Here is a 19,852-nt window from a genome sequence, read left to right on the forward strand (position 1 = left end):
CATGCATTGCATGGTCAGCTGGTGCCGGGTGGCGGAAAAAATGGCAGAAAAAGTAAAGCGCAACATAAAAGACACCGGTAAGCGGGGAAATGCCACTATATCGCGGTGCCTTTATGGCGTGAACGAATTAAAAATTGAATGTATATACGATTTGGATCTAAGGACTTGGTTTTTGGCAACGTCAGGCGTCGGCCAGCGCTGCCGGTGCGGCCGCCGCGCGGCGGGCCTGCACGCCCCACCAGTACCAGGAAATCAGCGCATTGACCCAGTAGGCGGCGTACAGCACGGCCGTCAGGTGCAGGCCGCGGCTGTAATAGAGCGGCACGGCCACGGTGTTGACGAGCAGCCAGAAGGCCCAGGTTTCGATGCGCCGGCTCATCAGCAGGAATTGCGCAATGATGCTGAACACCAGCACGGCCGAATCGATGAACGGCGCGTACGCATTCGTGAAGCGGTGCAGCAACAGGCCGTAGATCGCCACGGAGGCAATGCCGGCCGGCACGATCCAGGCCAGGCTGCGCCAGCCCGTGCGCGTGATCGGCAACGGCTTGCCGCCCGCGCCGCGCCGCCATTGCAGCCAGCCGATGACGCAGGTGACGATGAAAAACAGTTGCAGCATCACGTCGGCGTACAGGTTGACCTGGTAAAACAGCGCGGTAAACAGGACGCAGCCGACGATGCCGACCCACCAGGAATGAATGTTGTTGCGTCCGGCCAGGATGATGGAGACGGTCATCAGCGCGTTGGCGGCGATCTCGAGCGGGGGAGTCAAGCGGTGGTCCTTTGCGGGGCAGTGGGTGGGTGCACCGCGCCACTATAGCCGATTTGCAGCGCCCGGTGTCCCGTACGCCGGGCGGCCATGCCAGCGTGCCTGGCAGCGGAAAACGCGCAAAAACCTACGAAAAGCAAACAATGCCGGCCATCAGGGGCTGCGCCCCTTGACTTCCGTGGCCATTCTGGCAAATTGAATATCAAGTTGAAACTCTATGGAAGCACCCGTATGCGCCTGCGCCATTTCCTGTTTGCGGCAGCGCTTGGCATCTCCGCCCTGCCCGCCCTGGCTTGCCGCATGACGATGGCGCTGGAGCAGTGGCCGCCATATGTGTATCGCGATGCGCAGGGCCGCTATACGGGCCTGGACCTGGAATTGCTGCAGGCCATCTTCAGGGAAGCGCGCTGCACGCTCGTCACCTTGCCGGAACTGCCGACGGCGCGGCGCCAGCTGCTGTTCCAGCAAGGCGGGCTGGACCTGATGCTGGCCGCGTCGGAAACACCGGAGCGCCAGTCGTATGCGCGCTTTTCCATTTCCTACCGCGACGAAACGGTGGGCATCTTCAGCAAGCCAGGCAACCAGCGTCCGATCGACAGCTTCGCGCAGCTCGCGCGCGGCAAGTCAACCCTGCTGGCGCCGAAGGTGGGCTGGTATGGCCCGCAGTACGCGGCGGCCAGGCCGGTGCTGGAAAAAGAGGGCCGCCTGAATGCGTTCGGCAGCTTCCAGCAAGGCATACGCATGCTCGACGCGGGCCGCGCCGAGCTGCTGATGGGCGACGTGCTGGCCGTGCGCCACGAGGCGCGCCTGCAGGGCGTCGCCCTGAACGCCCTGCCCTTCCTCGCCCTGCGCGCGCCCGTGCACCTGATGCTCAATACGCACAGCACCAGCAGCGCCGACCTGGCGCGCCTGAACGCCGCCATCACGCGCCTGGAACAGCGCGGCACGCTGGCGGCGATACGCGCCCGCTACGAGGCGCCGTAATCGTGCATCAGCCCTGGCTTGCCCCTTCCAGTATCTCCAGCTTCGTCTCGCGGCCATTCTTTTGCACGCCCTGCGCCTTGTCGTAGCTTTCGATCAGCGCGCGGTATGGCGGCACGATATGGTCGGTCATGATGGCGGCGAACTCCATCGCATCGGCGCGGTTCCACGTGCTCATCACTTCTGCCAGCACGGCATACGTGTCGATCGGCACGGCGCCGGCCTGCGTCACGCGCGCCATGGTGATGTCGGTGGCCATTTTCGACCAGTTGCCCGAGGCGTCGATGATGGCAAACACCTTGTAGCCGGCCGCCAGCGCGCTGATGGTGGGGAAGGCCATGCACACGCTGGTGAGCGTGCCGGCGATGAGCAGGGTCTTGCGGCCCGTCTTTTCGATGGCGTCGACCCAGGCCGGATTGTCCCAGGCATTGATCTGGCCCGTGCGCGGGATGTAGACGGCTTCCGGGTTGAAATGGTGGATTTCCGGGATCAGCGGGCCATTCGGGCCATCGGGCACGGAAGCCGTGGTGAAGGTCGGCATGTTGGCCAGGCGCGACAGCTTGGCCAGCGCCGTGACGTGACCGCGCAGCACGTGCTGCTCGATGTCGCGCACCAGCTGGAACAAGCCGCTCTGGTGGTCGATCAGCAGCATGACGGCGTCGTCGGGATCGATCATCGGTGGCAAGCCTTGGAAGTTGGCGGGGGTGCTCATGGTAGTCTCCTTGAGGTGGCGCCGCCAGGCGGCGCCGCGTGAATTCCCATGCCGCGGGATGCGGCATGGGTTACTGCATAAAACGGCTTACTGCCCGATGCGGGCAAAGCGGCCGCTGTTGAAATCCTCGAACGCCTGCACGATTTCCGCCTCGGTATTCATCACGAACGGGCCATGGCCGACGATGGGTTCGTCGATGGGCTCGCCGCTCAGCAGCAGTACCACGGCGTCGTTGTTCGCCTCGATGGCGATGCTGTCGCCATCGCGCTCGAACAGCGCCATCTGCGCTTCGCGCAGCACGCTCTCGCCGTTGACCAGCACCGTGCCGTGCAGGACGATCAGCGCCGTGCTCCAGCCTGGCGTGACAGGCAGCTCCGTCAGCTTGCCCTGGGCCAGGCGCATGTCCCACACCTGCATCGGCGAGAACGTGCGGGCCGGGCCATGCTGGCCGTCGAACTCGCCGGCGATCACGCGCACCGAACCTGCGCCGCCGGGCAGCGCCACCGTCGGAATCGTGTCGCTGGTGATGGCCTGGTAGCCGGGCGCCGTCATCTTGTTGCTGGCCGGCAGGTTCACCCACAGCTGCACCATTTCCAGGGTGCCGCCCGACTGCGTGAAGGCGGGCGAGTGAAACTCTTCATGCAGGATGCCGGCGCCGGCCGTCATCCATTGCACGTCGCCGGGACCGATCACGCCACCCTGGCCCGTCGAATCGCGGTGCGCCACCTCGCCCTTGTAGACGATGGTGACCGTTTCAAAGCCGCGGTGCGGATGCGAGCCGACGCCGGGCGGACGGGTGCCGGGGGCAAATTCGGCGGGACCGGCATAGTCGAGCAGCAGGAAGGGGCTCAGCTGCTTGCCATGGCCGCTGTACGAAAACATCGAGCGCACGGGAAAACCGTCGCCGACCCAGTGCTGGCGGGGTGCGCTGTAGATACCTGTGATTTTGTTCATCTCGATCTCCTGTTGGGGTTTGCATTACGATGGAGACAGAATACGCTTGCAACGATGAGGGCGGTAGACGGTAAAATCCGCCATCAGCGTTCCAAAAATAGAACGATCAAGGAGGCGGCATGCAGGATCTGAATGACTTGTATTACTTTGTGCAGGTGGTCGACCATGGCGGCTTCGCGCCGGCCGGGCGCGCGCTGGGCATGCCGAAATCCAGGCTGAGCCGGCGCATCGCGCTGCTGGAAGAGCGCCTTGGCGTGCGCCTGCTGCAGCGCACGACGCGGCATTTTTCCGTCACCGACGTGGGCCAGTCGTTTTACGAGCATTGCAAGGCGATGCTGGTGGAAGCGGAAGCGGCGCAGGAGGCGATCGAACTGACGCGGGCCGCGCCGCGCGGCACGGTGCGCCTGTCCTGCCCCATCGCCCTGCTGCATACCCTCGTGGGCCCGATGCTGGCCAGCTTCATGCGCGACCATCCGCAAGTGACCTTGCTGCTCGAAGCGAGCAACCGCCGCGTCGACCTGGTGGCCGAAGGCATCGACGTGGCCATCCGCGTGCGCCCGCCGCCGCTGCCCGACAGCGACCTGGTGCTGCGCGTGCTGGCCGAGCGCAGCCAGTGCATGGTCGGCAGCCCGCTGCTGTTCGCCGGCGCCTCCATGCCGACGGCGCCGGCCGACCTGGCCGACTGGCCCAGCCTGGCCATGGGCACGCCGCAGCAGCATTACCAGTGGGACCTGCATGGACCGCATGGCGCGCGCGCCCAGCTGCGCCACACGCCGCGCTTCGTCACGGGCGACATGCTGACCCTGCGCGACGCGGCCGTGGCCGGCGTGGGCGTGGTGCAGCTGCCGACCATGATGATAGGCGAACAGATCGCCAATGGCAGCCTGCTGCCGCTGATGGAGCAATGGCGGCCGCAGCGCGAAATCATCCATGCGGTTTTCCCGTCGCGGCGCGGCCTGCTGCCGGCCGTGCGCACGCTGATCGACTACCTGGCGCACAGCTTCGCCGCCCTCGGGGAAGAGTGAAGCATTTCAGGTAGGATGGGGGCCTCTGCAACGGCCTGAAAACAGCATGCGTTTATTGATACTGTCGGACCTGCATCACGAATTGTGGCGCGACGAAGCGCCACAGCCAGACCTTGCGCTCAGCCGCCCCGACGTCGTGATCCTGGCCGGCGATATCGACACGGGCAGCCGCGCCATCGCCTGGGCAACCACCACGTTTGCCGGCCTGCCCGTGCTGTACGTGCATGGCAACCATGAAGGCTATGGCCACCACCTCGACAAGGTGCGCCAGGAACTGCGCGCGGCCGCGGCCGCCACCGGCAACGTGCACTTCCTCGACTGCGGCACGCACGTCGTCGAAGACCAGGCCGGCAACAAGGTGCGCTTCCTCGGAGCCACCCTGTGGACGGATTTCCGCCTGCTGGGCGACGACACGCGCCAGGCCGCCATGCGCGACGCGGAAGCGGCCATGAACGACTACCGGCGCATCCGCCTGGCGAACATGGGTTTTCGCAAGCTGCGCGCGGCCGACACGGCCATGTTCCACGCGCAGCAAAAGGCGTGGCTGGCGCGCGAGCTGGCGCAGCCGTTCGATGGCCGCACGGTCGTCATCAGCCACATGGCGCCGTCGCTGCTCTCGGTCGATGACGCGTATGGCAGCGAAGCATACTCGCCCGCGTATGCGTCGCGCCTGGACGCGCTGGCCGCACAGGCCGACCTGTGGGTGCATGGCCATATCCACGTCTCGCGCGACTACCGTATCGGCAACTGCCGCGTCGTCTGCAACCCGTGCGGCTACAAGACGCGCAGCGGCACGCCGCAAAATCCCCGCTTCGACGCGAATTTCATCGTCGAGCTGGCCGCACGCTAATCGTCGGGTTTCAGGCGTCCTGCCAGCAATTGCTGCAGGCGGTGCTTGCCGGCCCGGCGCGCCGCGCGCGGCGCGGCTTCCGACTGGTGCGCGCCGGCGCCGCCGCGCAATCTGGCGGCTGCCACCAGCGGATTGCGCGGCTTGGGCGTGGCTTTCACTTTAATTTTCATGGTTGCTCCGTTCAAGCGCTGATGCAGACAAGCTGCGATGCATGGTCATCAGCGTCATTCCTGTCGGTATGCCGGGGTCGCCTGAAACAAAAAACCCCGGCGAGTTTCCTCACCGGGGTTTTAAAGGACACCGGCTCGGGATCGGCGCTATGCCGATGGCCCCGAGCGCCATGCGCGGGGCTAGTGGTCGTACAACTTGCTGCCAGCCTGCTCGAACATGGGTTTCCTTTCTATGTCATGGTTAATCTGCACTGCGGACGCTGATTCTGCACCGGATGCTGCAGTGCGTCAACCGCTTTCCATGGCGAACGCGCCAACGTTGTTATTTTGGCGCGGACTCGCTGGCCTTTGCTTTTTCCTTTGCGATGCGCGCATCGAGCTTGGCCTCGTTGCTGGCCGCATACTTGCTGCACGCTTGCGTATCGATGAAGGGGTTCGGCGTGATGCCTACCAGCAAGCGCCTGAGTTTTTCATCGGCGCCGGAGTGGTCGGGATGGGCCGAAATCAGGATGTCGCACGGCAGTTTGGCGAAGTCCTGCATGACGCGGCGAAAGGCCGGCGTCAGGTCCGCATGGCGCGCGTCAGCCAGATAGTGAAAATCGTCAGCGGCCACCGGCGTGAGGCTGGCGCCGAACACCACGCTCAGGCATTCCTCGCGCTCCGCATCCTCGCAGGAAACCCACGTCCAGCTGGTGCTGCCCGGCGTATGCCCAGGCGTGTAGCGCGCCATCACGCCGACTTCACCGAGCTGCAAAATCTCGCCGTCGGCGATTTCACGCACGTTCTCCACGGCCGGCATGGGGTCGATTTCTCCCGCCTGCGGATCGCTGTCTATCACCTTCCCCGCGCGCAGCGCCTGTGCGCCGAGCGGACTGGCGACGACTTGCGCGCCGCTGTCGCGGGCCAGCGCGGCGATGCCGCCCGAATGGTCGAAATGCGCCTCCGTATTCAGGATGAATTTGATGTCCTCCACGCGGAATCCCAGCTCGAGGATATGCTCCTTGATGGCCTCCACCGACTGCGGCAGCGCGCCATCGATCAGGATCAGGCCCTCCTGCGTATGGATCAGCACCACGCTCAAGCCGCCCACGCCCACGTAATAGGTGTCGCCATGGATGCGCGCCGGCTGCTGCGGGCGGTTCCACTGCTCCGCATACGGCGAGGCGATGGGCTGCGTCAGAGGGTCGAGGGCGGGCGTGGCGGCCTGCGCCGCCGGCAGCAGCGCCATGCTTGCCAGCGCGATGCCGAGTAAGGTAGTGGGAAGGGAAAAAGGCTGCATGCTGCTCCAGGAGTGAGGGTGCGGTAGTCGATGCCACAGGGTACCGTCGTCGCCCATGCGCGGTCAAGCAGGCAAGCATGGCGACTTGCGCTACGATAGAGGCCCAGCCACTTTCATGCGCCTTGCCGCGCCTCCTGCCATGCGTTTGCTGATCCTGTCCGACCTGCACCTGGAAGTATGGCGCGACGACGCGCCCGCCATCGACCTCGCCGCCAGCCGTCCCGACGCGGTGATCCTGGCCGGCGACATCGACACGGGCAGCAATGCCATCGCCTGGGCCGCGCGCACCTTCGGCGCCCTGCCCGTGCTGTACGTGCATGGCAACCACGAAGGGTATGGCCACCAGCTCGAACACATGCAGGACGCCGTGCGCGACGCCTGCGCCAGCGCCAACGCGCATGGCGCGCATATTCGCCTGCTCGACGGCGATTCCGTGGTGCTCGACGGCGTGCGCTTCCTCGGCATCACCCTGTGGACGGATTTCCTGCTGTTCGGCGCGCAGCGCCAGGCAGAGGCCCTGAGCGCGGCGCAAAACTACATGCCCGACTACAAGCGCATCAGCACGGGAGGCGATGCGCCGCGCCTGCTGTGCGCGGCCGACACGGCGCAGCTGCATGCGCGGCACAGGGCCTGGCTGGCGCAGCAACTGGCGCAGCCGTTCGCCGGAAAAACCGTCGTCATCACGCACATGGCGCCGTCGATGCTGTCGGTGGAAGAGCAGTACGCCAGCAACCTGGGCTCGCCCGCCTTCGCCTCGCACCTCGATGAACTGGTGGCGCAGGCCGACCTGTGGGTGCACGGCCACATGCACGCCTCGCTCGACTATCGCATCCAGGATTGCCGCGTCGTGTGCAACCCCTGCGGCTACAAGCGGCCCGACGGCACGCCGGAAAATGAACGCTTCGATCCCGGCTTCATCGTCGAACTGGAAAGCCCGGCTTAACGCTTTCCATAGCGCAGCTGCACCACGCCGCTGGGCAACTGGTGCGTGCTTTCCAGCCGCCAGTCGCTGCGCGGCAGCGCCTCGTCGAACAGCCGCACGCCGCTCCCCAGCACCACCGGCAGCACGGACAAGGCCAGGTTGTCGATGACGCCTTCGCGCAAGCCGGCGCGGATGACGGCGCCGCCGTCGAGATACACGTGGCGGCAGCCCTCCTCGGCCAGGCCTGCCAGCACTTCCCGCACGCTGCCTTCGCGGCGCTGCTCGCCATGGCGCGGCGCGAAGTCGCGGTGGCTCAATACCACCACGCGCTTGCCCGCATACGGCCACGGCTCGAACCCCAGCACGGCATCATACGTGCTGCGCCCGATCAGCAAGGTATCGACTTGCGTCATCAATGCCGTGTAGCCGGTGGCGTCGGGCGAATCGGGCGCCAGCTCTTCCAGCCAGGACAGGTCGCCGTTTTCTCCCGCGATGCAGCCGTCGATGCTGATGCCGAGAAAGACGCTGACGAAAGGTTTTTGCATGATGTGCTCTCCAATTAATTCTACAGTGTAGAATTATGCCCATGAAAACCAAAAAACTTCAAGCCATCGAACCTCCCGTGCGCCGCGCCGGGCGACCGCGCCGCGCCGCGCCCGCGCTGGACAGCGCCGCCATCCTGCAGGCGGCCCTGCCCCTGCTGGAAGAAAAAGGCGAAGCCTTCTCGATGCGTGCGCTGGCGCAGAGCCTGGGCGTCGATGCCATGGCCCTGTATCACTATTACGCGGGAAAACAGGAATTGCTGCTGGCCCTGATGGCGCAGCGCTTCGCCGCGCTCGACCCGCGGCAGCCGCCCTTCACACGGCGCCAGGCGCCGCAGCGGCGCTTGCTGGCACTGTGCACGCTATACCTGGAGCTGGTCGGCGCCACGCCCTATTTCGTGCGCCTGATGGCGCGCGGCCTGGTGGCGCAGAGCGATGTCGCCGAGCGCTTTACGGCACTGTTCGAGCTGGCCATCGATGGCCTGGATCTGCCGCAAAAACTCCGCTTGCGCGGCCGCGATGCCGTCGTCGATTTTTTACACGGCTATACGCTGGCGGGACGGCCGGCGGGCGAGACGCAGTGGCACGCATCGGTCGCCCTGATCCTGGCGGGGATGCGGGCGCACGGTTGAAGCCTGCCCTCAGGGCGCCTGCAGCACGCGCAGCCGTTCGCTGGCATGGCTGTTGCCGGCGTTAAGCGCCAGCGACTTGCCATAGTTGGCGATCGCACCTTGCCTGTCACCCGCCTGCTCGAGGATTTCCGCCAGGCTGTCGTAGGCATTCCAGCTGGCCGGATGCAGGCTGGCGTTCAGGCGCAGGATGGCCAGGGCCTGCGGCAGCTGCTGCTGGCTGCTCAATTTGTAACCCCAGACATTCAACGCCTCCTCGCCCGGCAGTGCTTGCGCATCGCGCGCGCGCAGTTCGGCCCACGCCTGCGGTGCCTGCCCGAAACCGCGTTGCAACAGCAGCTTGCGCAAGGGCAGGACCGACGGCGGCAGGCCGAACCCCGTCGACGGATGCATGGCGGGCACATAGAAGCCGGCGATTTCATCGATGAACAGTTCCGGGTTGACGCCCTGCAAATTGGTCAGCACCACCACCGACAGGTCGTCTTCCGGATACACGAAGAAGGCCGAACGCATGCCGCCGATGGGGCCGGCAGCGCGGTGTTCGCCGCGCACCGTCACGGGCCAGCCCAGCGCCGAACCGTTGAGCAGTTCGTTCGGCCCCTGCGTCGTGCCGTTGTTCAGCAGATACGGGCTCCACATGGCTTGCAGGCTGGCCTTGTCCTTCAGCAGCTTGCCGCCCTGCAAGGCCAGCAGCCACTGCGCGATATCGCCGGAGGTCGACAGGATGCCGGCGGCCGGGCGGAAATAGGCGGGGAAGGTGACGTAGGCGATCGCCAGCCGCGTGCCCGTCAGCCACTTGCCGCCCTCGTTGCGCGAATAGGTATAGGCGCCGGCGGAGTGCGGGACCACGTCGCTGGAGTCGCCGAAACGCGTGTGCGTCAGGCCCGCCGGCTTGAACTGGTGGTTTTCCACGAAGCGCACGAAGGACTCGCCGCTGAGCTTTTCGATGATCTTGCCGATGAGAGCATAGCCAGTCTGGTTGTAGCTGTAGCGCTCGCCCGGCGCGAACTCGAACGGCAGGGCCTTGACCTTGCTCCAGGACAGCGCTTCATCCTCGCCGCCCAGCAGCCTCTCCTGCTCGTCGATGATGTTGGGCAAGCCGGACGTATGCGTCATCAGCTGGCGTATGGTCAGCGCGCGCCAGGATGGCGGCAGGTCGTCCAGGTACAGCGAGATGGGGTCGGTAAGCTTGAGCTTGCCCGCCTCGACCAACTGCATGACGGCCACGCCCGTAAACGCCTTGGTGCAGGAATTGATCGAGAAAACGCTCTCGCCGGTGGCCGCCACGCCATTTTCCACGTTGGCCGTTCCCAGGGCGGCCAGTTCGACGACCTTGCCGCCCTGGATGACGGCCACTTGCAGCGCAGGAATCTGCTGCTGCGCCATCTGTTGCCGCAGGAAGGCCATGACCTCGGCCGACGTCCCTGGCGCAGCGTGCGCCCAGACGGGCAAAGCCAGGCACAGGCCGCTGATCAGCGCTACCAGTTTCATGTTGTATCCGTTCACGTGGGGGGCGCCGGCCACGCAAGGGGGAGCGTGGAGCGCCTCGGCAGCCACCTTAGCGGATTATGCAACTTTGCGAAACAGAAATATCCGTATCAATCTGGCCCCCAGGCAAAAACAGGCGCCCCGCGGGACGCCTGTTGCACCAGGCAGGACAAGGCTCAGGCGAATTGCTTGAAATCCGGCTTGCGCTTCTGGAAGAAGGCCGTAAACGCTTCCTTCGCTTCCGCGCCGCCCAGCATGGCGCTGAACAGCTTGTTTTCTTCCGCGATGGCGGCCTTCATCGGTTCCATGCGGCTTTGCTTCATCAGGCGCTTGGTGGCGCGGATCGAGGCCGCCGGCAGGGCCACCAGCTTGGCGGCCTGGCCTTGCGCGAACGTCATCAGCTCGTACAGGGGAACGACTTTCGACACGAGGCCCATTTCCAGCGCTTCCTGTGCGGGGAAGGACTCGCCCAGCATCAGTTTTTCCGCCGCGCGCGGATAGCCGGCCAGTTGCGTGAGCAGCAGGCTGGAGCCGAATTCCGGGCACAGGCCCAGCTGCGTGAACGGCATCGAGAAGCTGGCATTGTCGGCCGCGTAGACCAGGTCGCAGTGCATCAACAGCGTCGTGCCGATGCCGATGGCAGGGCCGGAGACGGCCGCCACCACGGGCTTGCTGCTGCCGTACAGGGCGCGCATGAACTGGAACACGGGACGGTCAAGGTCGAGCGAACCGTCGGCGGGGCGCGTCGTCTTCATGAAGTCATCGAGGTCGTTGCCGGCCGTGAAAATCTCGCGCTTGCCGCAGATCAGGATGGCGCGTACGGCATCGTCGGTTTCCGCCGCCACCAGCGCGTCGGCCAGGGTCTGGTACATGGCGCCCGTGATCGCATTCTTGCGCTCCAGGCGGTTGAATTCCAGTGTGAGGATGCCCTCGCTCTTGCTGCACAAAATATCCATGTCGTCTCCAAAAAGATAAAGGGCGCCGGGGTAATCCCGCAGCGCCCTGTTTTATTGCTTTACCCGGCCAGGCTTATACGCGTTCAAAAATTCCGGCCGCGCCCATGCCGGCGCCCACGCACATCGTCACCATGCCGTACTTCTGCTTGGTGCGCTGCAGTGCATGGATCACGGTGGCCGCGCGGATGGCGCCCGTCGCGCCCAGCGGGTGGCCCAGGGCGATCGCGCCGCCCATCGGGTTCACTTTCGCCGGGTCCAGGCCCAGGTCGCCGATGACGGCCAGCGCCTGTGCGGCAAACGCTTCGTTCAGCTCGATCCAGTCCAGCTGGTCCTGCGTGATGCCGGCGGCGGCACACGCTGCCGGAATGGCGAACTTCGGACCGATGCCCATGATTTCCGGCGGTACGCCGCGCACGGCGAACGACGAGAATTTCGCCAGCGGGGTCAGGTTATGCTCGCGCAGGATTTTTTCGCTGACGATCAACAGCGCGCCGGCGCCGTCGGACATCTGCGAGCTGTTGGCGGCAGTGACGCTGCCCTTGGCTGCGAAGACGGGCTTCAGCTTGGCCAGCGACTCCATCGACGAATCGGCGCGCGCGCCTTCGTCGGTGTCGACCGTGCGGCGCGTTACATCGACCTGGCCGGTGGCCAGGTTCGGCGTGCGCGTGATGATTTCCACAGGCGTCGTTTCAGCCTTGAAGAAACCGGCTTGCTGCGCGGCGATGGCGCGGCGGTGCGATTCGACGGAGAACGCGTCCTGCTGTTCGCGCGACACTTTCCATTGCTGCGCCACTTTCTCGGCCGTCAGGCCCATGCCGTAGGCCATGCCGATGTTCTCGTCGCTGAACATGTCCAGGTTCATCGATGGGTGATGGCCCATCATCGGCACCATCGACATCGATTCGATGCCGCCGGCGATCATGACGTCGGCTTCGCCCACGCGGATGCGGTCGGCCGCCATGGCGATGGCCGTGATGCCCGACGCGCAGTAACGGTTGACGGTGACGCCGCCCACGGTCTTCGGCAAGCCGGCCAGCAGCACCGAGTTACGCGCGATATTGAAGCCCTGCTCCGCTTCCGGGAACGAGCAGCCGATGATGGCGTCGGTGATCAGCGCCGGATCGAGGCCAGGCGCTTGCGCCAGTGCCGATTGCAGCACGCGCACCAGCAGGTCGTCCGGGCGGGTGTTCTTGAACATGCCGCGCGGCGCCTTGCCGATCGGGGTGCGGGTTGCAGAGACGATGTAGGCGTCTTGAAGTTGTTTGCTCATTTTATTCTTTCAAAGATGTTGAACGAGGTTCGTGTTCTGTCGAATATCCGGGGTACTGGCTTATCGCTTCTGCGACAAATACCAGTCCACCGTCACCTGTGCCGCCAGCGTGCCTTCGGAGTCGAAGATATCGACTTCCACGGGAAACGCCACCTTGCCATCCTGCGCCAGCTGCGCCTTCAAGGCAGCCAGGTCGCCCGGTACCCGGCCTTCGGCGCGCGTCGCGCCCCGGGCCACCTTCTGGTACCGAATGCGCGACTCCTTGGCCACCGGGCGCAAGCCCAGTATCAGTTCGGCGAAGCCGCCCGCCATGGCCGCGCCGGAAGCCGTTTCGGCCAGGGTAAACAAGGCGCCCGCATGCTGCGTGCCCAGGTGGTTATGCAGTTTGGGATCGTCCGGCATCGACACCCTGGAGGTGCCGGCGCCGATGTCGTCGATGCTGATCCCCAGCAGTCGCACGAAGGGCAAGGTGTCCATCATCTGTTGTTTGATACGGTCATACACCATGCTTGGCCTCACGCGCAGCAATACTTTAAATACGAGGGACAGGATCGACATCGACGCTGTGCTTAGTTGCGTACCGGCTTACCGGTCTGCATCATGCCCATGATCCGTTCCTGGGTTTTCGGATGGTTCAACAGCTCCAGGAATGCCTTGCGTTCCATATCCAGCAGCCACTGTTCGCTGACGAAACTGCCCTGGTCCACATCGCCGCCGGATACGATCTCGGCGATCATCTCGCCCAGCTTGAAATCGTGCGCCGAGATGAAGCCGCCGTCGCGCATGTTGACCAGCTGCGCCTTGATGGTGCCCCAACCGTAGCGGCCCGTGACCTGGATCAGCGAAGGCAGTTGCGGACGGAAGCCGGCGTCGAACATGGCGCGCGCTTCGACCTTGGCCACGTGCAGCAGCTCGTAGGCGTTGAACACGATCACGTCGTCTTCCTTCAGGTAGCCCATCTTCTTCGCTTCCAGCGCCGATTTCGACACGTTGGCGGTGGCCGCGTTGGTGAAGCCCGTTTTCAGGAATTGCAGGATGTCGTTGCCCTTGGCTTCCTTGTAGGCGCGCTGCGCCGCTTCCTTCAGGCCGCCGCCGGCAGGAATCAGGCCCACGCCCACTTCCACCAGGCCGATGTACGACTCGATCGAGGCCACGCGCTTCGATGCGTGCAGCGCCAGTTCGCAACCGCCGCCCAGTGCCAGGCCAGCGACCGCGGCGATCACCGGCACGTTCGCGTATTTCAGCGACATGAAGGTGTTCTGCAGTTCAGCGATGATCGGATCGACGGCTTTCACGCCGCCTTGCATGAACGCCGGCAGGGCCGATTGCAGGTCGGCGCCGGCCGAGAAGGCACCGCCTTCGGCTGCGTCGGCGTGCCAGATCACCAGGCCCTTGAAGTTTTTCTCGGCTTCGGCCAAGGCCAGTTTCAGGCCATTGATCACGCCTTCGCCGATCACGTGCATCTTGGTCTTGAACGAGATGATCAGCACATCGTCGCCCGTATGCCAGACGCGCACGGATTCGTCTTCGAAGACGGTGGTGCCGGCGGTCTTGCCGTCGATGGCGCCGCTGCCCAGGACCGGCGCGCGGAATGGCTGGCGGTCATACACGGACAGGGTCGAACGCGGCACGAAGCTGTTCGACACGGCGGAGTACGAGCCTTCCGGCGTGTGCACGCCGCCTTTTTCAGCGACCGGACCTTCGAAGACCCAGGCTGGCAGCGGTGCGTTGCACAGCGCGTGGCCGGCGTCGATGTCTTCCTTGACCCAGTTGGCCACTTGCAGCCAGTTCGATGCCTGCCACGTTTCAAACGGGCCGACGTTCCAGCCGAAGCCCCAGCGCATGGCGAAGTCGATGTCGCGCGCATTGTCGGCCACGGTGTCCAGATGGATGGCGATGTAGTGGAAAGCGTCGCGGAAGATCGCCCACAGGAACTGGCCTTGCGGGTTCGTCGATTCGCGCAGCGCCTTCATCTTCTTGACCGGATCCTTTTCCTTCAGGATGCGGGCGATGATGTCGGCAGCCTTGGCGCCGCCGGCCACGTACTCACCGGTGGCGAAGTCCAGTCGTTGAATTTCCTTGCCGACCTTCTTGTAGAAGCCCGCGCCGCTCTTCTGGCCCAGCGCGCCTTTTTCCACCAGCGATGCCAGCACGGCCGGCGTCTTGTAGACGGCGGCGAACGGGTCGTTCGGCAGGTAGTCCTGCATGGTCTTGATCACATGACCCATGGTGTCCAGGCCGACCACGTCCGCCGTGCGGAAGGTGCCCGACTTGGCGCGGCCCAGCTTGGAGCCGGTCAGGTCATCGACGACGTCCACGGACAGGCCGAATTTTTCCGCTTCGTGCACGATGGCCAGGATGCCGAACACGCCAACGCGGTTGGCGATGAAGTTCGGCGTGTCCTTGGCGCGTACCACGCCCTTGCCCAGGGTGGTGGTCAGGAAGCCTTCCAGCTGGTCGGAAATTTCAGGCTTGGTGAACGCGGTCGGGATGATCTCGACCAGGTGCATATAGCGCGGCGGGTTGAAGAAGTGCACGCCGCAGTAGCGCGATTTCAGGTCGGCGTCGAAACCGTCGGCCAGCTTGGTGATCGACAGGCCCGAGGTGTTCGAGGCGAAGATCGCGTTCGGGCCGATGTGCGGAGCCACCTTCTGGTACAGGTCGTGTTTCCAGTCCATGCGCTCGGCGATGGCTTCGATGATCAGGTCGCAACCGGCCAGCAGGTCCAGGTTGTCTTCGTAGTTGGCGACCTGGATCAGCGCGGCGTCATCCTTGTTGCCCAGCGGCGCAGGCGACAGTTTTTTCAGGTTTTCGATGGCGCGCAGCACGATGCCATTCTTCGGACCTTCTTTGGCAGGCAAGTCGAACAGCACGACCGGCACTTTCGCGTTGATGCAATGGGCGGCGATCTGCGCGCCCATCACGCCGGCGCCGAGGACGGCTACTTTTTTAACGATGAAATTGGTCATATTTTCCTCAAGTCTTAGAACAGGTCTGCGTCGAGTGCCATCAGGTTGGCCGAACCGGAGCGCGCCTGACGGATCAGGGTTGCCGTTTCAGGCTGCAAGCGGGCGAAGTAGAAACGTGCGGTAGCCAGTTTGGCGGTGTAGAACTTGTCGCCGCTGGATTCTTTTTCGAGGGCGATCTTGGCCATCTGCGCGAACAGGTAGCTGTAGATCATATGGCCGACGACACGCAGGTAAGGCACGCATGCCGCACCCACTTCGTCCGGATTCTGGAATGCCTTCATGCCGATTTCCATGGTCAGCTTGGTGACTTTGTCGCCCAGGTCGCCCAATGGCGTCACGAATTCGCTCATCGCTTCATCGGTGCCGTTGTCTTCGACGAAGGCCTTGATCTTTTCGCCGAACTTGCGCAGCTTGGCGCCGTTGTCGCCGAGGATCTTGCGACCCAGCAGGTCCAGCGACTGGATCGTGTTCGTGCCTTCGTAGATCATGTTGATGCGCGCGTCGCGCACATACTGCTCCATGCCCCATTCCGAGATGTAGCCGTGGCCGCCGAACACTTGCATCGCGTCCGAGGTGGCGATCCAGGCGTTGTCGGTGATGAAGGCCTTGATGACGGGCGTCAGCAGCGCCACTTCGTCGGCAGCTTCCTTGCGCACGTCGGCGTCAGGGTGGTGCAGTTCGCGGTCGATCTGCAGCGCCACGTAGGAAGTGAAGGCGCGCGCGCCTTCCGCGTAGGCCTTGCCGGTCAGCAGCATGCGGCGCACGTCAGGGTGCACGATGATGCGGTCGGCCGGCAGTTCCGGGTTCTTGATGCCGGACAGCGAACGCATTTGCGTGCGGTCCTTGGCGTAGATCAGCGCGTTCTGGTAGGCGATTTCCGTCAGGCCCAGCGACTGCATGCCCACGCCCAAACGGGCCGCGTTCATGAAGACGAACATGGCGTTCAGGCCCTTGTTCGGCTGGCCGATGATCCAGCCCTTGGCGCCGTCCAGGTTCATCTGGCAGGTCGAGTTGCCGTGGATGCCCATCTTTTCTTCGATGGCGCCGCAGGTGATCGGGTTGCGCTCGCCGACGGAACCGTCGGCATTCGGCAGGAATTTCGGCACCAGGAACAGCGAGATGCCTTTCGAGCCTTCCGGCGCGTCCGGCACGCGGGCCAGCACCAGGTGCAGGATGTTTTCCGACATGTCGTGCTCGCCGGCGGAGATGAAGATCTTGTTGCCGGTGATGGTCCAGGAACCGTCCGCCTCGGGCAGCGCTTTCGAGCGCAGCAGGCCCAGGTCGGTGCCGCAGTGCGGTTCGGTCAGGCACATGGTGCCCGTCCATTCGCCCGACACCAGCTTCGGCAGATAGACTTCCTTCTGGTGCTCGGTGCCGTGTTCCTTCAGGCACTCGTAGGCGCCGTGCGACAGGCCAGGGTACATGGACCAGGCCTGGTTCGACGAGTTGAGCATTTCATAGAACGAGTTGTTCAATACCACTGGCAAGCCCTGGCCGCCGTATTCCGGATCGCAAGCCAATGCCGCCCAGCCGCCTTCGACATACTGCTTGTAAGCCTCTTTGAAACCTTTCGGCGTCGTCACGTTTTTCGTGACGGGGTCGTGGTGGCAGCCTTCGCGGTCGCCGGAGTGGTTCAGCGGGAACAGGACTTCGGAAGTAAATTTGCCGCCCTCTTCCAGCACCTGGTTGATGATGTCGGCGTCGACTTCCGCATAGTGCGGCATTTGCTTCAATTCTTCTTCCACTTGCAGGAATTCATGCAGGACGAATTGCATATCCCGGATTGGCGCGACGTATTGACCCATAATTTTCTCCTGAAGGCGTTTAGCTAAAGTGTGTACTGGTGAATTGCGTGTTCGTTGCTGCGAAAACTACTGATTCCTGACGGCTTGTTCCTGACTGGCTGCAGCGGGATTCTGGTACGACGCCAGCAGGCGGACAAAGCCCGCCTGCGCCCGTTCGATGCTCCCCGGCACGCGCAGGAAGCGCGCATCGTGATGCAGGGCCAGGATCAGGCCATACATCTCGTACACGAGCTGCTGGGCGTCCGTGTCCGCTTTCAGGTCGCCCGTGGCGATCGATTGCTCGACACAGCGCAGCAGCGCGCCCTGCCAGGCCCGCACCATGGCCACCAGGGCTTCGCGGATCGGGCCCGGGCGGTCGTCATACTCGACGGCGCCGCTGATATAGATGCAGCCGGAAGCGATTTCCACGCTGACCCGCTTGACCCAGCGCGCAAACATCGATTGCAGGCGCTGGATGCCGCGTGGTTCTTTCATGCTGGGGAAAAAGACTTCTTGCTCGAAACGGTAGTGGTAGAGCTTCAGCACTTCCATCTGCAAGTCTTCGCGCGAGCCAAAGTGGGCAAACACGCCCGACTTGCTCATGTTCATTTTGTCCGCAAGCAGCCCAATGGTCAGGCCTTCCAGGCCGTCGCGGCTGGACAGGTCCAGCGCCACGTCGAGGATGGCTGCACGGGTCAGTTCGCCCTTGCGCATGAATTTGACTGAAGTATTCAAGAGGTCCGTTCTCAAAGTGATGTTGCCGATTTGGCGGACTGAAGCGCGGGTAAAAAAAAGCACGCCCCGAAAAAATCCGAACGCTCGTACTATTATCCACTACCACGTAAAAGTCAAACGGGAACTTTAGAGCCGGTGTTCTATTGGTGCAGCGCAGCATTCTCTGGCCGCGTTGTTGATAGTGCTTTCAGGGCGGCAAAGGCGGGTTTTGCCGGGGCTCGCCCCCGGTTTTCCCCGCCCGCGCCGCTGGCGGCGTGCCTCAGCCGAGGCCGCCTGCCTTGCTCAGTTGACGGCGGTCGCGCTTGGTCGGCCGCCCTTTGATAGTGCTGCCCGGTTCGCGGAACAGCTTGCGTTCTTCCGCCAGCAGTTCGCGGCGGGCGATGCTGGCCGGCGTTTCCCCATACAGCAAGCGCGCCACGGGCGCCGCGCCGCGCTTGTCGGACAGGCCCAGCACGGCCACTTCCCACGTTTCCGCGCCATTGTCGATGGCCAGCTCATCGCCCAGGCGCACGCTGCGCGCCGGTTTCACGCGCTCGCCGTCCACTTTCACCTTGCCCGTATCGACGGCCTCGCTGGCCAGCGAGCGCGTCTTGAAGAAGCGCGCCGCCCACAGCCATTTGTCCAGCCTTACCGTTGTCATTTCACTCATGCGTACTTGCCCACTGAAAAAATGCGCATCACCAGCCGGTACACGAGGAACGCGGCTTCGTAGCCGATGCGCCGGAAGCGGCCGATGTGCTTGAAATCATCCTGGTGGATGACGATGCCGTCGGCCACGCCCTGCTCGATATGCTGGCGCAGGCTTTGCGCAAACGCCACGTCCTTGATGACCACGTTCGCTTCCTGGTTCAGGAACAGGCTCAGCGCGTCAATATTGCTCGAGCCCACCGTTGCCCAGTCATCGTCGACGACGGCCACCTTGGCGTGCAGCTGCGTCTTGCGGTATTCGACGATTTTCACGCCGGCGGCCAGCAGCTTCGGATAGAACGAGTGCGCCACGGCATCCTGCATGCGGAATTCGCCCACGCCGATCAGCAGGACCACGTCGACGCCGCGCTGGGCCGCCTGCGCCAGCGCGCGGCGCAGCTTGTGCCCGGGGGCGAAATACGGGTTGGCCAGCATCACGCTTTTACGCGCCTGGCCCAGCGCCTGCAGATAGGCGCGCTGGATGGTGCGGCGGTTGCGCAGGTTGTCGCGCACGACAAAGCCGGCCACGACGGGATTCTTCGCCAGCTCCTTGCTGACGACGCGCATCTTGCGGTACAGCTTGATGCGCCGCACCAGGTTCATCTTGCCCAGCCGTGCCCACTGCGCCTGTACTTCTTCGTGGATGGCGTCCACCAGCGGGCCCTTCACCTGCACGGCGAAGTCCCAGCGCGGCGCTTCCAGGCTGATGTTGTGGTCGTAGTCGCAAAACATGTCATCGTTGATATTGATGCCGCCCACCAGGGCGATCTCGCCATCGGCCACGCAGATCTTGCGGTGCGTGCGCGTGATGCCGCGCCGGAACCACGGATTGAAGATGCGGTGGTGCACGCCGGCCGCTTCCAGCTGCGCATGCATGGCATTGACCCTGCGGTTGCCGGTGCCGAACCAGTCCGTGATCATGCACACCAGCACGCCGCGGGCGGCCGCGCGTTTGAGCGCATCGAGCACCAGGGTGCCGGTGGCGTCGTCGGCAAAGATATAGGTTTCGAAATAGACTTCGGAACGCGCGCCGTCGATGGCCGCGACCAGGGCGGGAAAGTAATCGGTGCCGCAATACAGCAGCTGGATGTCGTTGTGGGCGATGAAATTGACTGTGCGCATGCCGGCAG

20 protein-coding genes are annotated in these 19,852 nt (G+C 64.1%); 5 read left to right on the plus strand and 15 right to left on the minus strand.

Features of this window, described 5'->3' with window-relative positions; genetic code table 11:
- Positions 1 to 181 precede the first annotated feature (181 nt).
- On the minus strand, positions 182 to 772 hold the full coding sequence (gene pnuC / locus YQ44_RS24290) for a nicotinamide riboside transporter PnuC (RefSeq protein ID WP_083412029.1): 591 nt from the start codon (positions 770 to 772) through the stop codon (positions 182 to 184).
- Positions 773 to 1,000: 228 nt separating this feature from the next.
- On the opposite strand from pnuC, the gene YQ44_RS24295 reads away from it, so the two are divergent.
- Positions 1,001 to 1,753 (plus strand): substrate-binding periplasmic protein, encoded by a 753-nt coding sequence (locus tag YQ44_RS24295; RefSeq protein ID WP_071325571.1) that lies wholly within the window; start codon positions 1,001 to 1,003, stop codon positions 1,751 to 1,753.
- 7 nt (positions 1,754 to 1,760) lie between these two features.
- Here the strand turns inward: YQ44_RS24295 and YQ44_RS24300 are convergent, their stop codons facing one another.
- Positions 1,761 to 2,462 (minus strand): isochorismatase family protein, encoded by a 702-nt coding sequence (locus YQ44_RS24300; RefSeq protein WP_198043809.1) that lies wholly within the window; start codon positions 2,460 to 2,462, stop codon positions 1,761 to 1,763.
- 87 nt (positions 2,463 to 2,549) lie between these two features.
- Positions 2,550 to 3,416 carry a pirin family protein gene (locus tag YQ44_RS24305; RefSeq protein ID WP_071325572.1) on the minus strand — a complete coding sequence of 289 codons (867 nt, stop codon included), beginning with the start codon at positions 3,414 to 3,416 and terminating at the stop codon, positions 2,550 to 2,552.
- A 119-nt stretch (positions 3,417 to 3,535) separates the two neighbouring features.
- On the opposite strand from YQ44_RS24305, the gene YQ44_RS24310 reads away from it, so the two are divergent.
- Both YQ44_RS24310 and YQ44_RS24315 read left to right on the plus strand, forming a co-directional pair.
- A complete protein-coding gene (locus YQ44_RS24310; RefSeq protein ID WP_071325573.1) occupies positions 3,536 to 4,441 on the plus strand; it encodes a LysR family transcriptional regulator in 906 nt (301 codons plus the stop codon).
- 46 nt (positions 4,442 to 4,487) lie between these two features.
- Positions 4,488 to 5,291 (plus strand): metallophosphoesterase family protein, encoded by an 804-nt coding sequence (locus YQ44_RS24315; protein ID WP_071325574.1) that lies wholly within the window; start codon positions 4,488 to 4,490, stop codon positions 5,289 to 5,291.
- On the opposite strand, the gene YQ44_RS29400 is transcribed toward YQ44_RS24315, so the two are convergent.
- Both YQ44_RS29400 and bla read right to left on the minus strand, forming a co-directional pair.
- The gene (locus YQ44_RS29400; protein WP_198043811.1) at positions 5,288 to 5,461 is read right to left on the minus strand and encodes a hypothetical protein; all 174 of its coding nucleotides are present in this window, start codon (positions 5,459 to 5,461) and stop codon (positions 5,288 to 5,290) included. The two genes, YQ44_RS24315 and YQ44_RS29400, sit on opposite strands and share 4 nt — an antisense overlap.
- A gap of 322 nt (positions 5,462 to 5,783) precedes the next feature.
- Positions 5,784 to 6,740 carry a subclass B3 metallo-beta-lactamase gene (bla, locus tag YQ44_RS24320; RefSeq protein ID WP_071325575.1) on the minus strand — a complete coding sequence of 319 codons (957 nt, stop codon included), beginning with the start codon at positions 6,738 to 6,740 and terminating at the stop codon, positions 5,784 to 5,786.
- Between the two features lie 139 nt (positions 6,741 to 6,879).
- On the opposite strand from bla, the gene YQ44_RS24325 reads away from it, so the two are divergent.
- Positions 6,880 to 7,683, plus strand: coding sequence for a metallophosphoesterase family protein (locus tag YQ44_RS24325; protein WP_071325576.1), 804 nt, complete (start codon positions 6,880 to 6,882; stop codon positions 7,681 to 7,683).
- On the opposite strand, the gene YQ44_RS24330 is transcribed toward YQ44_RS24325, so the two are convergent.
- On the minus strand, positions 7,680 to 8,207 hold the full coding sequence (locus YQ44_RS24330) for a dihydrofolate reductase family protein (RefSeq protein ID WP_071325577.1): 528 nt from the start codon (positions 8,205 to 8,207) through the stop codon (positions 7,680 to 7,682). The genes YQ44_RS24325 and YQ44_RS24330 overlap by 4 nt on opposite strands.
- 41 nt (positions 8,208 to 8,248) lie before the next feature.
- Here YQ44_RS24330 and YQ44_RS24335 point away from each other — a divergent pair, with 41 nt between their 5' ends.
- Positions 8,249 to 8,836, plus strand: a complete 588-nt coding sequence (locus tag YQ44_RS24335) for a TetR/AcrR family transcriptional regulator (protein ID WP_198043813.1) — start codon at positions 8,249 to 8,251, stop codon at positions 8,834 to 8,836.
- A 9-nt stretch (positions 8,837 to 8,845) separates the two neighbouring features.
- Here the strand turns inward: YQ44_RS24335 and YQ44_RS24340 are convergent, their stop codons facing one another.
- The 9 genes from YQ44_RS24340 to clsB all read right to left on the minus strand — a co-directional run bounded on the left by YQ44_RS24340 (position 8,846) and on the right by clsB (position 19,844).
- Positions 8,846 to 10,324 carry a serine hydrolase domain-containing protein gene (locus YQ44_RS24340; protein ID WP_071325579.1) on the minus strand — a complete coding sequence of 493 codons (1,479 nt, stop codon included), beginning with the start codon at positions 10,322 to 10,324 and terminating at the stop codon, positions 8,846 to 8,848.
- A 173-nt stretch (positions 10,325 to 10,497) separates the two neighbouring features.
- Positions 10,498 to 11,277, minus strand: a complete 780-nt coding sequence (locus YQ44_RS24345) for an enoyl-CoA hydratase (protein ID WP_071325580.1) — start codon at positions 11,275 to 11,277, stop codon at positions 10,498 to 10,500.
- Positions 11,278 to 11,350: 73 nt separating this feature from the next.
- Entirely contained in the window at positions 11,351 to 12,547 is a 1,197-nt protein-coding gene (locus YQ44_RS24350; protein ID WP_046682137.1) for an acetyl-CoA C-acyltransferase, read from the minus strand.
- A gap of 60 nt (positions 12,548 to 12,607) precedes the next feature.
- Positions 12,608 to 13,105, minus strand: coding sequence for a PaaI family thioesterase (locus YQ44_RS24355; protein WP_232250987.1), 498 nt, complete (start codon positions 13,103 to 13,105; stop codon positions 12,608 to 12,610).
- 11 nt (positions 13,106 to 13,116) lie between these two features.
- Positions 13,117 to 15,516 (minus strand): 3-hydroxyacyl-CoA dehydrogenase/enoyl-CoA hydratase family protein, encoded by a 2,400-nt coding sequence (locus YQ44_RS24360; protein WP_071325582.1) that lies wholly within the window; start codon positions 15,514 to 15,516, stop codon positions 13,117 to 13,119.
- 14 nt (positions 15,517 to 15,530) lie between these two features.
- A complete protein-coding gene (locus tag YQ44_RS24365) occupies positions 15,531 to 17,321 on the minus strand; it encodes an acyl-CoA dehydrogenase C-terminal domain-containing protein (RefSeq protein WP_071325583.1) in 1,791 nt (596 codons plus the stop codon).
- 66 nt (positions 17,322 to 17,387) lie between these two features.
- A complete protein-coding gene (locus tag YQ44_RS24370; RefSeq protein ID WP_071325584.1) occupies positions 17,388 to 18,014 on the minus strand; it encodes a TetR/AcrR family transcriptional regulator in 627 nt (208 codons plus the stop codon).
- A gap of 280 nt (positions 18,015 to 18,294) precedes the next feature.
- On the minus strand, positions 18,295 to 18,684 hold the full coding sequence (locus tag YQ44_RS24375; protein ID WP_071325585.1) for an RNA-binding S4 domain-containing protein: 390 nt from the start codon (positions 18,682 to 18,684) through the stop codon (positions 18,295 to 18,297).
- On the minus strand, positions 18,681 to 19,844 hold the full coding sequence (clsB, locus tag YQ44_RS24380; RefSeq protein WP_071325586.1) for a cardiolipin synthase ClsB: 1,164 nt from the start codon (positions 19,842 to 19,844) through the stop codon (positions 18,681 to 18,683). The genes YQ44_RS24375 and clsB overlap by 4 nt, the downstream gene beginning before the upstream one ends.
- Positions 19,845 to 19,852 lie beyond the last annotated feature (8 nt).

Origin of the sequence: Janthinobacterium sp. 1_2014MBL_MicDiv, from assembly GCF_001865675.1 — a bacterium.
Taxonomy (GTDB): domain Bacteria; phylum Pseudomonadota; class Gammaproteobacteria; order Burkholderiales; family Burkholderiaceae_D; genus Janthinobacterium.